Origin of the sequence: Nocardia sp. JCM 34519.1, from assembly GCF_020361265.1 — a bacterium.
Taxonomy (GTDB): Bacteria; Actinomycetota; Actinomycetes; order Mycobacteriales; family Mycobacteriaceae; genus Nocardia; species Nocardia arthritidis_A.
Genome location: NZ_JAIRBR010000006.1, coordinates 229,449 through 243,716, shown reverse-complemented (window position 1 = coordinate 243,716; position 14,268 = coordinate 229,449). Strand labels below are relative to the sequence as shown.

Here is a 14,268-nt window from a genome sequence, read left to right as displayed (position 1 = left end):
GCCGCGCGAATTGACTGCGCGCGCCGCGGACGCTTAACTCGCTGAGGTGTCCTCCCGATTGAGCGTCGAAGAACGACGGGCCCACCTTATCGAGGCCGCGATCGGCCTTGCCGAAAAAAAGGGCGTCGCGGGCGTGACCACGCGCGATGTCGCCCAAGCGGCAGGTGTGTCGCTCGGTGTGGTGCATTACTGTTTCGAAAACAAGGACGCGCTGATGACCGAACTGGTCAAGGCGTTGTCGATGGAATTACGCGATTCTGTCGACGCCAATGAAACGGTTTGGCAGGACGTCGGAACTGGAAAAGAAGCGCTTCAAAAATTGATCCGCGCGGGCCTGGAACTCATGTGGCTCAACATCGAAGCAACTCCGGAACGACAACTACTCACATACGAAACCACGACTTACGCACTGCGCGAAGGCGAACAAACGCCCGCGAAACTCGCCATCGCCCGCGAGCAATACAACTTCAACGACACCACGGTCGCCGACATCCTGGACCACGCGCGCGACGCGACGGCCAACCAGTGGTCGGTACCGCTGTCATCGCTGAGCCGGTTCACCCTCAACGCCATCGACGGCCTGGTGCTGCGCTGGCTCGTCGACAACGACAGCGAAAGCGTTCGCGCGCAACTGGATCTGCTCAGCGAGATGATCGCGAACTTCGCGGCCTGATCCGGTTACGCTGCGTCCGAGGGGTTTCCGACGCGAATGTGGGTGGTATCGCCGCTGCGCCACCACGGCACGGCGACGGTGCCCGATACGGCGCCGGTGAGCCGCACCAGCAGCTCACGGTGCAGCACCAGCTCACCCCGCTGCGGCGGCAATGTCCAAAGCTGGCGCAGCACAACGGCCAGCGGCTCGTCCGCCCAGGTGGTGCGGTAGCCGTCGCCCACCACCTCGGCGCTGATCGACGCCGAAACCAGCGGAAGGTCGAGCAGGGTCGCCAGCGCCGCGGCGGTGTCCATATCGCCCACCACCAGGCGATCCGGCGTCACCGCCAGACCGAACCAGGGCTGATCGAGGACGAACGCGTCGGCGGCTTCGACCACCGCGCCGGACAGGGCGCGCACCCGGTCCGGCGGATCCAGTTCGCTGAGGTCGACGAGTTCGTCGTCGACGGCCGCGGCGAGCCTGGCGTGCGTGCGCGAAACCACCTCGGGTGACGGGGTTTTCGTCGGATCCGCGAGCGCGCCGAGCAGCGCGGCGGCCAACTGCCCGTTGATGACGCCCGCGTCGGCGAGGACCGCACGCAGCGCGTCGGCATCCGTGCGCGTCAGCCCGGGGACGTCGAAAACCGGTAGCAGATCGGCGAATTCCGTATCGTCCGGATGACGGAACAGGCCCAGCGGAGTTCCGTCGATGCGGGCATTGCGGCGCAGCCACCACGCGGTGTACCCGTCCCGGTCCGCGAGCAGACGGCGGGTGCGCGGCTCGGCGAGCAAGTGCCGCAACGCCTCCGGCCACGCGGCGTCGGCCACCAGATCCAGATCGCGCACCGCCGCGAATTCGCGCGGATCGTCCAGCAGACCCGACCACCAGCGGTCCTCGTCATCGAGGTCGTGATCCGGGCCCGTCGGATCCGATTCGGTGACGACACCGAAATCCCAGCCGACACCGACCGCGCGCAACGCATCCGCGCCGTAGGCGTCGACCCACTGAGCCGACACCGTACTGAACGGCGAATCCGCCACCAGCAGCCCGGCCAGCGGCGCATCCGGCAGCAGCAGTTCGTCCACCGGACGCAATTCGCCTGTCGCATCGGGCAATTCGAGGATGTTCAGCCAGGTGGGCAGTACGGCGGGATCGACCGAAGCGGCGAGCTGGAGCACCGCGTCGGCGGTGTCCTCGTCGCCGGGGTTATCCGCCAATTCGGCGTGCAGGGCCGGATCGTTCAGCAGATCCTCCGGGCTGGCCGAGCGCGCGCCCAAACGAGACAGCAGCGGGTGCATCGCCTCCGGATGGACCAGGCGGGCCCAGTGCACCCGGATCGGGGTATCCAGCCGATCGTCGAGCACAACGGTCCGCGGGCCGGTGACCAACCGGCCATCCGTCAACGGAACCGCAAGCGCGCCAAGCTCTTCCATCGTCAACGGATCGACGGCGAAAGGCTCCAGGGCCGCGTACAGCGAACGCCACCAGTGCGGTGGGCGCTCGACTCCGGCCGAGAGTTCGGCCAGCCGGGCCAGACCGAGGCGGTGCACGTCCAGTACACCGAGCGCTTCGGCGTATGCGAGACCGGACAGTTCCGGGATCACCAGGTTGCCGACGACATCGTCGAGCAGGTCGGCCAATTCCGTTGTGAGACCGGTGAATACGCTTGCCCGCGCGGGAATCGCCAGCGCGTTTCCGGGATCCGGTGCGTGCGGCGTGAAATCCGCGTCGAGCAATAGTGAATCCGTAGTGGCCGGTTCGACCGCATCGACACCCGAGACGACTTGGCCTGTCGAGCCTTCCTCGGCTGTCGGCGTCGTCCGCGCCAGAGCGTCCAGAACCGGGGCGGATTCGCCGATCGCATCGATGGTGCCGCCCACTTGGGGTGTGACAATCGGCAGCCACGAATGCGTCTGGAGTTCACGAACCAGCGCCTCGCGGAGTAATCCATCCGCCTCGCTGCGCGCGAAACCTGGTGCGGGCACCAGCACAAGGCGTTCGGCCGCCGGTAGCGCGGCCGCGAAATCGGCGTAGCCCTCGGCCAATTCGGCCAACCGGGCGCCGGGCAGCAACCTGCGACGGTCCGGCTGCATCGCGATATCCGCGATCAGCAGCGCGGGCAGCGAAAGCTCCTCATCGGAGCGGGTCGGCGCGCGCAGCACATCCGCCCCGGCCGGGACCGGCCTGCCCGCCCGCACCGGCAGCAGCCACCGCGCGCGAGATGTCCGGTACTGCCACCAGATTCGCCGCTCGATGCCCGGACCGTCGACGCGCAGCTCCTGCAGTCCGTTGCCCAAATCGCGGACGGCGGAGGTGATTTCGTCGTCCCCCAACCGGATGCCGCGCAACGCGGGCAATTCGAGCAGCAGATCGACCGCCTCCGCACGCATCGCCGCCAGCAGCGCCTCGGTGTCGACATCGGCGCGCAGCCGCAACACGACCTCGGTGTCCGCACCCGCTTCCGGTGCTGTCGAAACGGGCCACGCCAGCCGCAGTACCGGCGGAAGCACCCCGCCGTCGGCCCCATCCGGCCCGGCACCGGCGCGAATACCGTACTCACGCAATGCCGCCCGCGTGAGTTCGCGAGAGAACCGCAGCGAACCGGTGGTGGAACGGATCTCGACATCCTCGCTCACCGCCAGCACGGCGGTGAAGCCGACACCGAAACGCCCGACCGACTCGACATCCGATTTATCGGAGACACGCAGCGCCGTCAGCGCGTGCACGCCGGAAAGGTCAAGTGGTGCACCGTTATTCGAAACCCGCAGCTCGCGCCCGTCGAGCCGGACCGCCACCTGCCCCGGCACCCCCGCCGCGACCGCGGCATCGGCGGCGTTCTGCGCGAGCTCGGTCAGCAACCGATCGCGATAACCGGCCCGCACCAGATCCGCCTCGGTCGCGGAGTCCTCCCGCAACCGCGTCGGCGAATCCCGCCACGCCGCGAGCACGGCCGCGCGCAGCCCCGAAGTACCGAACGGATCAGCCGCCCCACTCAGCTCAGCGGCGATGACCCGTACTCCGACCAGGTAGCGGAGGTCGCATCGCCCTTCGGCGGAATATCAACGGCGGCAGGCGAAACGGTGGTCGACTCGTGATCCCCCGCCCGGGAATTTCCGGAATTGCTCTCGGCCACATCCCCAAGGCCGCTGTCAGTCCCAGCCTGGTCGTCCGTCGCGAAAGATGTTGCAGCCCTTGGCGATTCGCCCGATCCAGGTGCATCGGAAACCGCCGCCGACGCCTCGCCGGTCGCGGAAGAGCCTGCGTCGACCGTGGAATGCGCTTCGGCCGAACCGTTCTCGATCACCGAATCAGCGCCCGCCGCCCTCTCGGGCGCGCTGACCGCGTCGGTCGGCGTATCCACCACAGCGTCGGTCGGCTCGGCTTCTGCTGCGTCAGCGGACGATTCGGCGCCCTCCGACCCATCGGCAACCCCGACCGGAGCCATAGCGTCCTCGACCGGAGATGCGGCAGCCACAGCCGATTCGGCGGTCTCCGACTGGATCGGAGTTTGCGCCGCGACAATCGCATGAGGCTCGGCATCGGGCAGCTCCGCAGCCGAGCCGTCAGTAACCGATCCGATTGCCGCGCCCGCGATTTCAGCGGACGCGTGCTCGGCGACGGGCTTCTGCTCACCGGCGACGTCCTGCACAGCAGCGGAGTCCTGCTCACCGGCAGCCTCCTGCACAGCAGCAGGCTCCTGCACAGCAGCGGGCTCCCGCTCACGGGCAGGGTCCTGCGCAGCGGCGGCCTCCTGCCCAGCGGCAGAGTCCGGGACAGCAGCGGTCTCCCGCACACCGGCAGACTCCTGCACAGCAGCGGGCTCCCGCACACCGGCAGGCTCCTGCGCAGCGGCAGCCTCCTGCCCAGCGGCGGGCTCCTGCACACCGGCAGACTCCTGCACAGCAGCGGGCTCCCGCTCACCGGCAGGCTCCTGCGCAGCGGCAGCCTCCTGCCCAGCGGCGGGCTCCTGCACAGCAGCGGTCTCCCGCTCACCGGCAGGCTCCTGCGCAGCGGCAGCCTCCTGCCCAGCGGCGGGCTCCCGCACAGCGACAGGCTTCTGCACAGCAGCGGCCTCCCGCTCACCGGCAGACTCCTGCGCAGCAGCAGCCTCCTGCCCAGCGGCGGGGTCCCGCCCAGCGGCGGCCTCCTGCCCAGCGGCAGAGTCCGGGACAGCAGCGGTCTCCCGCACACCGGCAGGCTTCTGCACAGCAGCGGCCTCCCGCTCACCGGCAGGCTCCTGCGCAGCGGCAGCCTCCTGCCCAGCGGCAGCCTCCTGCCCAGCGGCGGCCTCTTGTACAACAGCACCGAATGACTCAGCCGCCGTGCGCAATTCCTCGGGCGAGACGAGTTCCACGGCGGCGTCGTCGTATGCCTGATAGAGCGGCGAACCGCCACCGGTGGGCACTACGACATCCGAGTGCGCACCGCAGCCGTATTCGGCGTGGACGACGCGCCCGTCGGCGCCCATCGAATTTCCGCAGACACCGAAGGCGGCGCGCATGGCACCGGCCAGCGGGAGGTAGAAGCCACACAGGCCGCAGGTGGACGGCGCGGCCTTGGCCATTTCGGAATCCGGGCCGTATTCGCTGTACCAGCGCTCGGCGGCCTCTTCGCGGCCCTCGCGGCTGAGCACCTGGGTGCGGCCGAGACCGACCTCGTATGCGACCTCGTCGATCACCGGGTCGCCGGTGGCGACATAGCCGGGCACCAGGCGCGGATCGTTGGGCGGCGGCGCGAGCAGGTCGCCGGGGGCCAGATCGCCGGGGCGGATCCGCTGGTCCCACGGCACGAATTCGGGGGCGACCAGGGCGTCCGGACCGGGCAGCAGCGCCGATTCGCTGACCGTCGCGTAGTCGGCGTCCGGCCCGGCGGCCACCACGACCGCCCACTGCCAGCCGCGATAGCCGGGCAGGGTGGCCGCGAAGCGATGGGTCGCCGCGTACTCGTCCTCGGCGGTGACGCCGAGGTGCGCGCCGACCGCCGCCGGTTCCAACTCCTGGAGCGCACGACGGGCCAGCTCGACGGCATCGGCCAGGATCGGCCTGACGCCGGACTCCGAAACAGAAACTGCGCTCACGGCTTACATTTTGCCGTATGGAACGCACTCGGCGTTCGTTGGCCATCACAGTCCTCGTCGCCGTGCTCGCGACCGGCGGCTGCGGCGGTTCGGACGACGCGACTCCGCGGCTGAAAATTCAGGTCGTCGGCACCAGGCCGCACGACCCCAAGGCGTTCACCGAGGGCCTGGAGATCGACGGTGCGACCCTGTACGAAAGCTCCGGGTTGGCGGGCCGATCAAATGTGCGGGCCACCGATTTCGCGACCGGCGCCGAAATCGCCCGAGCCGACCTACCCGCGCCCCTGTTCGGCGAGGGCCTGACCCGCGCCGGCGCCACCCTGTGGCAGCTGACCTGGCAGGACCATATCGCCATCGCCAGGGATCCGGTGACGCTGGCCGAACGGACCCGCGTCGCCTACGACGGCGAGGGCTGGGGCCTATGTTTTCGCGCGGGCAGGCTGGTGATGAGCGACGGCACCGGCAAGCTCACCTTCCGCGATCCCGGCACCTTCGCGATCACCGGTTCGATAACCCTGACCAGCCACCAGCAGGCGCGTCTCAACGAACTCGATTGCGCCGCGGACGGTTCCGTGTACGCCAACGACTGGCCCACCGACAACATCCTGCGCATCGATCCGGATACGGGCGCGGTGCTCGCGATCATCGATGCGAGCGATCTGCTCCCACCGACGGCCAGGGTCGGCCTGGACGCGCTCAACGGCATAGCCCAGATCCCCGGCACCGATCGCTTCCTGCTGACCGGCAAATTGTGGCCGACCAGCTTCGAGGTTCGATTCGTCGCCGAATGAGTGATGCTGAATCATCCCGATTTCGCCGTCGACCGACCGGGGTCGAGCGTCGTTGAACGCCACGGATCGATGTACGACAGAATTGAGGATGTGACTACTCCTCGCGAACCCTCCGGTCCTGGCCGTGACTGGTGGGACGGCGAGGAGTCGCCGCCGATCCAACGGCACCCCGGCTATGACCATTACCCGCCACCGAACGTCGCGCGCCGACCGGATCCACGTAAGCCGCCGGAGACCAAGCGGCTCCCGATCGACCACCATGACGACAGCGCCGAAACCGAACCGCACCGGACGCCGCGCCGTGTCTTTCCGCATATGGATCCATCGAATCGCGCCGAACCGCCGGGTCATGAACCGCGCCAGCTCGAACCACCCGAGCCCGAAACCCCGGTGTCGGCGGATCACCCGCCGGGCACCCAGCGCGTACCGCGCAAGCTGACGGTCACCCGGGTGGCCGCCATGCGCAGCCGGGAACTCACCGAACGCGGCATCGCCACGTTCAAGCGGGCCGCCGAGGCCAATGGCGCGGACAAGTCCGGCCTGACCGCGCTCACCTACGCGACCATGGCGAATTTCGCGCTGGACGCCGCGATCGGCGTCGCGCTGGCCAATACCCTTTTCTTCTCCGCGGCATCGGCGGAGAGCAAGGGCAAGGTGGCGCTGTATCTGCTGATCACCATCGCGCCGTTCGCGGTGATCGCCCCGCTGATCGGCCCGCTGCTCGACCGGCTGCAGCGCGGCCGCAGGCTGGCGCTGGCCACCTCGTTCGCGGCGCGCGCCGGGGTGGCGACGCTGCTGCTCATCAGCTTCAACACCTGGGCGCTGTACCCGCTCGCGCTCGGCATGATGATCGGCAGTAAATCCTTCTCGGTGCTTAAGAGCGCGGTGACGCCGCGGGTGCTGCCACCGGAGATCGACCTGGTCCGCACCAATTCCCGGCTGACGGTGTTCGGCCTGGTGGGCGGCACCATCGGGGCGGGGGCGATCGCGGCGCTCGCCGCGGCGATCGCGAAATCGCCCGGCGCGCTGGTCTTCGCGATCCTGATCGCGATCGCGGGAACGTATTTGAGCCTGCGCATTCCACGCTGGGTCGAGGTGACCGAGGGCGAGGTGCCCGCGACCATCGGCTATCACGGTGAGGACGAGCACACCGCCGTGCTGCGCCCTGGCCAGGAATCGGTGGTGCCCGCGCGTAAACGCAGGCAGCCACTGGGCCGGGCGGTGGTCACCGGGCTGTGGGGGAACAGCGCGATCCGGGTGCTCACCGGATTTCTCACCTTCTATGTGGCATTCGTCGCCAAGTCGACCGAGCATCGCCCGCTGCAACAGGCCGCCATGCTCGGCGTGGTCGGCGCGGCCGCGGGCATCGGCAATTTCCTCGGCAACGCGGGCGGCGCGCGACTCAAGCTGGGTAAGCCCGCGCTGATCGTGCTCGGCTGCACCGCGGCCTGCACGCTGGTGACGCTGTTCGCCACCTTCGCCGACAGCCTGCTCGGCGCGGCGCTGGCCACCTTCGTGGCCGCGGGCGCCAGCGCGCTGGCCAAGGTTTCGTTGGACGCATCGATCCAGGACGACCTGCCGCCGGAGTCGATCGCCTCCGGTTTCGGGCGGTCCGAAACGGTGCTGCAGCTGAGTTGGGTGGTGGGCGGCGCGGGCGGCGTACTGTTGCCGACCGACTACTGGAAAGGGTTCGCCGTGGTATCGGCGATACTCGTAGTCGGACTGATCCAGACATTTGTCAGCTATCGCGGCCACTCCCTGTTGCCCGGTCTCGGCGGCAACCGCCCACAGCACGCGGAACAGGAAGTGCCGCACCACGAACCGGCGCATCCCGCGGCCCGCCGCGCGGATCAGCACCCCCACCGAGGCATAGGAGATCCCGTCAGTGAGTGAGCGAAATACGGCGCAGGAGTTGTCGTGACGAAGCCGAGCGCCCGCACCGTCGCCGCACTGATCGCCGCCGCACTGCTGGTCTTCGTCGTCGCCTTCGTCGGCGTGCTGGTGGTACTCGTCAAGCGCGCGCCGGAAAAGGATCCGGCGATCACCGCGTACGCGCACGGCCGCACGGTCACCGTCGATCCGTACGTGTACTGCACGGTGAAACTGGAGGACTGCCGTTACGGCGAAACCGTCCAACTCGATGTGCCGAGCGGCTATCCGCTACAGCTCTCGCTGCCCAAGCGGATCGCCGACGCACCATGGCTGGCCCAACTGGTGTACGAGCTGCCGAATCACGACCGGGTAGACCGGGTGACCAGCCACACCGACTATCCGGCGGGCGCGCTGGCGGTGACCATCCCGTCGCATCCGGAACCGCAGCTACGCCTGGTCGGTGTCGAGTTCCAGCTGCCAATTCTGGCGCGGGACAAGGACACTGGCCGTGAGCTTTACATTCCGCACGCGGCCTGGTCGATCAGTACCGCGAGCTGATTTCGTGAGGTGATTCGCCGGGTATGGGGCCGAACCCCTTCCCCGGCGAATCACCGAAGTTTCACGCGAGCCGAAAAAGCGCGTCAGTGGTCGAGTTCGCGCGCGACGGCCCGGACGACCTCCGAAATGCGCTGTGCCGTCTTGCGATCCGGGTACTTGCCCTTGCGCAGATCCGGCTGCACCTTCGTCTCCAGCAGGGTGATCATGTCCTCGACCAGCCCGTGCAGCTCGTCCGGCGTCTTGCGCGGATGCGACGGCTCCTTGCCGCGCCCGCCGCGCTCCCGCTCCTGACCCTGCCGCACCGACGGCGGCGCCTCCAGCAACTTCAGGCTCAGCGCCTGTGGACCGCGACGACCGGCGGCCATCCCGAATTCGACGCGCTGACCGGGCTTGAGGCCCTCGACACCATCGGGCAGCGCGGACGAGCGGACATAGACGTCCTCACCCTCGTCCTGGGAAAGGAAGCCGAAGCCCTTTTCGACGTCGTACCACTTCACCCTGCCGGTCGGCACTGCGCTCACCCGTTCATCATCGAAACTCGGACCCCGCGGGTCCGAGCACATCCGTCTGCTCCGAACCCGACCGGCGACAGCGCCGCGCACAGGTCCTTTCAGCTTGCTTGCGAAAAGAACGCGCCCCACAGGTCTGCAGGACGCGATTGTCATCGAGTCTACCCCGGTGCGAATAACGCAAGCACATCAGTTTTACGGTCGAGCGGTGACGAACCCATCCGCACCGCCGCCCGACGGCGGCTCGCCGCGCCGCGGCGGCGAGTGGTTGCTGCGGCTTTCCCTCACCCTGTTCGCGCTGGGATTGCTGGCGATCATCGCCATATTTCTGACGTCATTCTTCGGCGGCCGCGATCCCGGGGTCTGGCTGTATGTGGCGGCCATGCTGACGCCGGTCGGATTTCTGCTCGCGATCGTCTTCGCGCTGTGGTCCGGTCGGCGCGCCAGATGAAGCTGAACTACTTACCCGGGTTAATCGTTACCGAATCTCGGATGTGATCCTCGTCACATAACGAGCGGGTCACGGCGTGGCAACAGGCGGCGAGCCGTCGAACCCACCATCTTCTAGCTGCACGAAAGCCGCGTCACAGCAATCGAGACCATCTCGAGACCACTGCGCACACGCCGGTTACCAAATGGTGATTTTTCGCGGCGATCGTCGTACGGTCTTATCCAGCCGGGGATACCCGGCACCACCGGCCCGCCGCACCGAGCCTCGCCCCGCGGGTACCGGACCCCGACGCAGAAGCAGGGGCGAGGGCGGGACGGACGACCTCTCAGTCCGGACCGAATAAACCTCGCAGGTGCGTACGAGAGGAAGACAACCGGAATGAGTGGACGCCATCGCAAGCCAACCAACACCGGGCGCACCGTAGCCAAGGTCGCCGTCACCGGCGCCATCTTCGGCACCGCGGGAATGGCCCTCGCTGGAAACGCCAGCGCGGCAACCGACTCGGATTGGGATCGTCTCGCCCAGTGTGAAGCGGGCGGCAACTGGGGTATCGACACCGGCAACGGGTTCAAGGGCGGTCTGCAGTTCACGCAGAGCACCTGGAACGCGCACGGTGGTCAGAATTACGCCTCCACCGCCAGCCAGGCCAGCCGCGAACAGCAGATCGCGGTCGCCGAAAAGGTGCTCGCCTCGCAGGGCTGGGGCGCCTGGCCCTCCTGCTCCTCTCGTCTCGGCCTCAGCAGCGGCCCGACGCCGCGCACGGCCCCCGCGGGCCAGACCCCGCGCTGGAGCCCGGAGGCCCCGCAGACCCAGGCCGCACCCGACCAGAGCCAGCAGATCTTCTCCGCGGTGGACCGCGCCATCGAGGTCGTGCAGAGCCAGGGCGTTCAGGTGCCCAAGGAAGCGCTCGACTTCATCAACACCGCCAAGGCGAACAACGTCAAGTTGGATCCCAACATCGTGAACTTCTACGAGGCCAACAAGGGGCTGCTCCCCCAGTAAGGCTGTTCGGCAACGGACAAGGGCCCCGCATCGACGAGGATGCGGGGCCCTTGTTCGTATCTATAGGACCTTTCCGGCCCCTGAGATAGCTACCGGTTGATCACCGTATGCGGGTGCATGTACGGCAACTGCTCGGCCGGGACCGGAAACTCGGTGTCCTCGCCGAACGGCGAAAGCCCACCGGAGCGGGTCGACGAAAGTTCGGTGACCGCGTGATCACCATCGGCCAGCTTCGGCCAGCCGTTGTCGACATACGGTTTCTTCGATTTGTTCACCACGCGCCCATTGTGACATGCGAGCCCGTGCCCTTCCCGTCCGACGGCGCCGCGCCGGTCCCCGTAGGCTGGATGGGATGTCCGCAACCGATTCCTTGGCCGGATGGCTCGGCGCGCGCAGCGATGACCAGCTGGTGGCGCTGCTCGAACTCCGGCCCGATCTGGCGGTGCCACTGCCCTCCTCGATGACGGTGCTCGCCTCCCGTGCCGAACAGCGCGCCTCGGTGCTGCGCGCCACCGACGATCTCGACACGCTCGATTTCGCCATCCTGGAAACGCTTGCGGTGCACAGCATTACCCGTCCGCCGGGCGATACCGCGCCGCTGGCGCGCAAACAGCTGCACGTGCAGTTGAAGGATCGGGTCGGCAAGGCGGCGATCGACGCGTCGCTCACCAGGCTCACCGATCGCGCGCTGGTCTGGACCGACGGTGACGGGCTGCGCATGGTTCCGGCGGCGGCCGAGGCGCTGCCGTGGCCGATCGGCAGCGCCACCGAGGTTCCCGACGCGCTCACCGAATCCGAGGTGGTGGCCGCGCTCGCGGAAATCGCCCCGGCCGAGCGCAATCTGCTCGACAAGCTGGCGGCCACCGGCCCGCGCGGCCGCACCAGGGATGCCGCACCCGGCACCGCGCCGGACCGCCCGGTACAGCAGCTGCTGGCCCGCCGCCTGCTGAACTGGATCGACGACGAGACGGTCGAGCTGCCGATCACCGTCGGTCAGGTACTGCGCAACGAGCCGGTCACCCACCCGAACCTGTTGCGCCCGCCCACATCCGATCCGGTGAAGCACACCCCGGCGGAGGTGAACGCCGTCGCGGCGGGCGAGGTCGGCGAGTTGCTTCGGCACTGCGGCGACATCATCGACGCGCTCGGTCAACTGCCCGCGCCCGCGCTGCGGGCGGGCGGGCTCGGGGTACGCGAACTGCGCCGGGTCGCGAAGCAGACCGGTATCGATGAGCCGCGCGCCGGGCTGCTGGTCGAGCTGCTGGCGGCGGCCAAGCTGATCGAGAAGGGTTTCCCGGATCCGGCCCCGGAATTCGATTCCACCGATGATTTCTGGGCCCCGACACCCGCCGCCGACGCCTGGCTGGAGCAGCCGCCGGCCCGGCGCTGGGTGACCATCGCCCAGGCCTGGCTGGAGTTGGACCGGCTCCCCTGGATGATCGGCATGCGCGACACCAACGACAAACCCATCGCCGCGCTGTCGGTGGAGCTGCGCAATCCGGTCGCGCCGAGGGACCGCCGCGCGATACTCGGCCTGCTGGCCGAATTGCCCTCCGGCAGCGCCATCGATGCCGCCGCGATCGGGCGGGCGCTGGCCTGGCGACAACCGCGCTGGCGCAGGCACTTTCGCGCGGAGGCGGTGCGCAACACGCTGGCGGAGGCGGCCGCGGTCGGCCTGATCGGGCGCGGCGCGCTGGCTTCGGCGGGCCGCGCGCTGGTGCACGGCGCGGCCGCGGACGCCGAATCCGAGATGGCCACGGCGCTGCCGGAGCCGGTCGACCATGTGCTGGTGCAGGCGGACCTGACGGTTATCGCGCCCGGCCCGCTCACCGCCGACCTGCGGCAGCGGGTCGCACTGGTGGCGGATATCGAATCCGCGGGCGCCGCAACGGTTTACCGGATCGGCGAGGGTTCGGTGCGACGTGCGCTCGATGCCGGCCTCACCGCGGCGGAACTGCACCGGCTGTTCGCCACGCATTCGCGGACACCGGTGCCGCAGGCGCTGACCTACCTCATCGATGACGTCGCCCGCCGCCACGGCCAGTTGCGGGCCGGGATGGCGCAATCATTCGTGCGCAGCGACGATCCGGCGCTGCTGGCCGAGGTGCTGGCCGCGCCAGTGGCGAGCGCGCTCGCGCTGCGGGCCATCGCGCCGACGGTGGCCATCGCGCAGGCGCCGCTCGGTGACCTGCTCGACCAATTGCGGGCGGCCGGATTCGCCCCCGCGGGTGAGGACGCTTCGGGGGCCATCGTGGATCTGCGGCCGCGCGGTGCGCGAATCGCGGTGCGCCCCAACGCGAGACAGTCGTATCGACCGACGCCGCCGAGCCGGGAACAGCTGGAATTGCTCGTCACCGAGCTGCGGGCGGGCGAACGGGCCGCGAGCGCCCGGCAGGGACAGTCGGTCCGCACCGACGGCACCCGCACCAGCACCGCGGCGACCCTGGCGCTGCTGCAGTTGGCCGCGCGGGTGCGGCGGTCGGTGAATATCGGCTACGTCGACGCACAGGGCGTCGCGACGCAACGGGTGGTCGAGCCGTTGAAGGTCGGTAACGGGCAACTCGATGCCCTGGACCCGGTGACCGGCGCGGTCCGGCACTTCACCCTGCACCGGATCGCGTCGGTCGCCCTGCTGGAATGACGATCAGGCGGGCCTGGCCATGCAGAACGTGGTCTTCGGCTCCTCGATGGTCAGGAACTTCTCGGCATTCGAACCGCATTCCAGCTCGTCGGCCTTGCCGTCGATGCGCTGCACCACCTTGAAGCTGGCTTCCTTCGCGGTGCAGTCGGTCAGTTTCCAGCCGGTGGTTCCGAGATCGGCATAGCACTTGCCCTGTTTGAAGTTCGGTGCCAGGCATAGGTAGGCCACCGTCTCGTTGTTCTTCAGGGTTTCGTTGTAGCCGACGGCGGGTGCGGTGCAGTCGGTCTTCTTGTCGTAGGTCTTCGCGACCTTGTACAGGGCATTGTCGGACGCGCAATCGACCGGCTCGGTCTTCGCGTCGTTCTCCGAAGCCTTGATGACGTTGATGCAGTCGCCGACCTTCGCCTTGGCGGTATCGGACTTACTTGCCTCGGCCGAACATCCGGCCACCGCGACTACTACCGCGGCCACCGCAACGAGGGCGAGCACGACGCGTGCCAGCAGCCTCGCTCCTGGAAACTTCACGGGAAAACCTTTCTCACCGAACATGTTCACGGTCCTGAACGCGGGTGAGAATACCTGCGCGGGTACCGGGTCGCATCAGCCGTGCGGGCTAGATCCAGGGGTTTCGAAGCATCCTTAAGGCGAATCGGCGGCTCAGTGCAGCGCCCACAGCCCCATCATCGACAGTCCGAGCACCCGCGGCAGCAGTCCG

General features: G+C 68.5%; 11 protein-coding genes and 1 pseudogene. 7 read left to right on the top strand and 5 right to left on the bottom strand.

Going from position 1 to position 14,268, the window contains the following annotated elements; genetic code table 11:
* The first annotated feature begins 58 nt into the window (after positions 1-58).
* Positions 59-673: a TetR/AcrR family transcriptional regulator gene (locus LGY53_RS18135; RefSeq protein ID WP_225727835.1), complete on the top strand. Its 615-nt coding sequence runs from the start codon at positions 59-61 to the stop codon at positions 671-673.
* 5 nt (positions 674-678) lie between these two features.
* Here the strand turns inward: LGY53_RS18135 and LGY53_RS18130 are convergent, their stop codons facing one another.
* Together LGY53_RS18130 and LGY53_RS43630 are read right to left on the bottom strand one after the other, a co-directional pair.
* On the bottom strand, positions 679-3,600 hold the full coding sequence (locus tag LGY53_RS18130) for a sacsin N-terminal ATP-binding-like domain-containing protein (protein ID WP_225727834.1): 2,922 nt from the start codon (positions 3,598-3,600) through the stop codon (positions 679-681).
* A gap of 1,393 nt (positions 3,601-4,993) precedes the next feature.
* Positions 4,994-5,729 (bottom strand): annotated as a pseudogene (locus LGY53_RS43630) (DUF3027 domain-containing protein); the annotation flags it as partial.
* Between the two features lie 17 nt (positions 5,730-5,746).
* On the opposite strand from LGY53_RS43630, the gene LGY53_RS18120 reads away from it, so the two are divergent.
* The 3 genes from LGY53_RS18120 (at position 5,747) to LGY53_RS18110 (ending at position 8,950) form a co-directional block, all read left to right on the top strand.
* The gene (locus tag LGY53_RS18120; RefSeq protein ID WP_225727832.1) at positions 5,747-6,520 is read left to right on the top strand and encodes a glutaminyl-peptide cyclotransferase; all 774 of its coding nucleotides are present in this window, start codon (positions 5,747-5,749) and stop codon (positions 6,518-6,520) included.
* Positions 6,521-6,610: 90 nt separating this feature from the next.
* On the top strand, positions 6,611-8,413 hold the full coding sequence (locus LGY53_RS18115) for an MFS transporter (protein ID WP_225727831.1): 1,803 nt from the start codon (positions 6,611-6,613) through the stop codon (positions 8,411-8,413).
* A 24-nt stretch (positions 8,414-8,437) separates the two neighbouring features.
* Complete coding sequence (locus tag LGY53_RS18110; RefSeq protein ID WP_225727830.1) at positions 8,438-8,950, top strand: DUF2771 domain-containing protein; 513 nt, start codon at positions 8,438-8,440, stop codon at positions 8,948-8,950.
* 83 nt (positions 8,951-9,033) lie between these two features.
* Here the strand turns inward: LGY53_RS18110 and LGY53_RS18105 are convergent, their stop codons facing one another.
* Positions 9,034-9,462: a cold-shock protein gene (locus tag LGY53_RS18105; RefSeq protein ID WP_174867558.1), complete on the bottom strand. Its 429-nt coding sequence runs from the start codon at positions 9,460-9,462 to the stop codon at positions 9,034-9,036.
* Between the two features lie 205 nt (positions 9,463-9,667).
* On the opposite strand from LGY53_RS18105, the gene LGY53_RS18100 reads away from it, so the two are divergent.
* Entirely contained in the window at positions 9,668-9,910 is a 243-nt protein-coding gene (locus tag LGY53_RS18100) for a hypothetical protein (protein ID WP_225727829.1), read from the top strand.
* Between the two features lie 378 nt (positions 9,911-10,288).
* Complete coding sequence (locus tag LGY53_RS18095) at positions 10,289-10,912, top strand: resuscitation-promoting factor Rpf1 domain-containing protein (protein ID WP_225727828.1); 624 nt, start codon at positions 10,289-10,291, stop codon at positions 10,910-10,912.
* Between the two features lie 89 nt (positions 10,913-11,001).
* On the opposite strand, the gene LGY53_RS18090 is transcribed toward LGY53_RS18095, so the two are convergent.
* Positions 11,002-11,190: a hypothetical protein gene (locus LGY53_RS18090; protein WP_167471837.1), complete on the bottom strand. Its 189-nt coding sequence runs from the start codon at positions 11,188-11,190 to the stop codon at positions 11,002-11,004.
* A gap of 74 nt (positions 11,191-11,264) precedes the next feature.
* On the opposite strand from LGY53_RS18090, the gene LGY53_RS18085 reads away from it, so the two are divergent.
* Positions 11,265-13,553: a helicase-associated domain-containing protein gene (locus tag LGY53_RS18085; RefSeq protein WP_225727827.1), complete on the top strand. Its 2,289-nt coding sequence runs from the start codon at positions 11,265-11,267 to the stop codon at positions 13,551-13,553.
* A 3-nt stretch (positions 13,554-13,556) separates the two neighbouring features.
* Here the strand turns inward: LGY53_RS18085 and LGY53_RS18080 are convergent, their stop codons facing one another.
* Positions 13,557-14,078, bottom strand: coding sequence for a hypothetical protein (locus tag LGY53_RS18080; protein WP_225727826.1), 522 nt, complete (start codon positions 14,076-14,078; stop codon positions 13,557-13,559).
* Positions 14,079-14,268: the final 190 nt, after the last annotated feature.

What these genes read in the sequence shown, in the direction of transcription:
- LGY53_RS18095 (WP_225727828.1), top strand. Translation starts at nt 10,289, where the DNA reads ATGAGTGGACGCCATCGCAAGCCAACCAACACCGGGCGCACCGTAGCC.
- LGY53_RS18120 (WP_225727832.1), top strand. Translation starts at nt 5,747, where the DNA reads ATGGAACGCACTCGGCGTTCGTTGGCCATCACAGTCCTCGTCGCCGTG.
- LGY53_RS18085 (WP_225727827.1), top strand. Translation starts at nt 11,265, where the DNA reads ATGTCCGCAACCGATTCCTTGGCCGGATGGCTCGGCGCGCGCAGCGAT.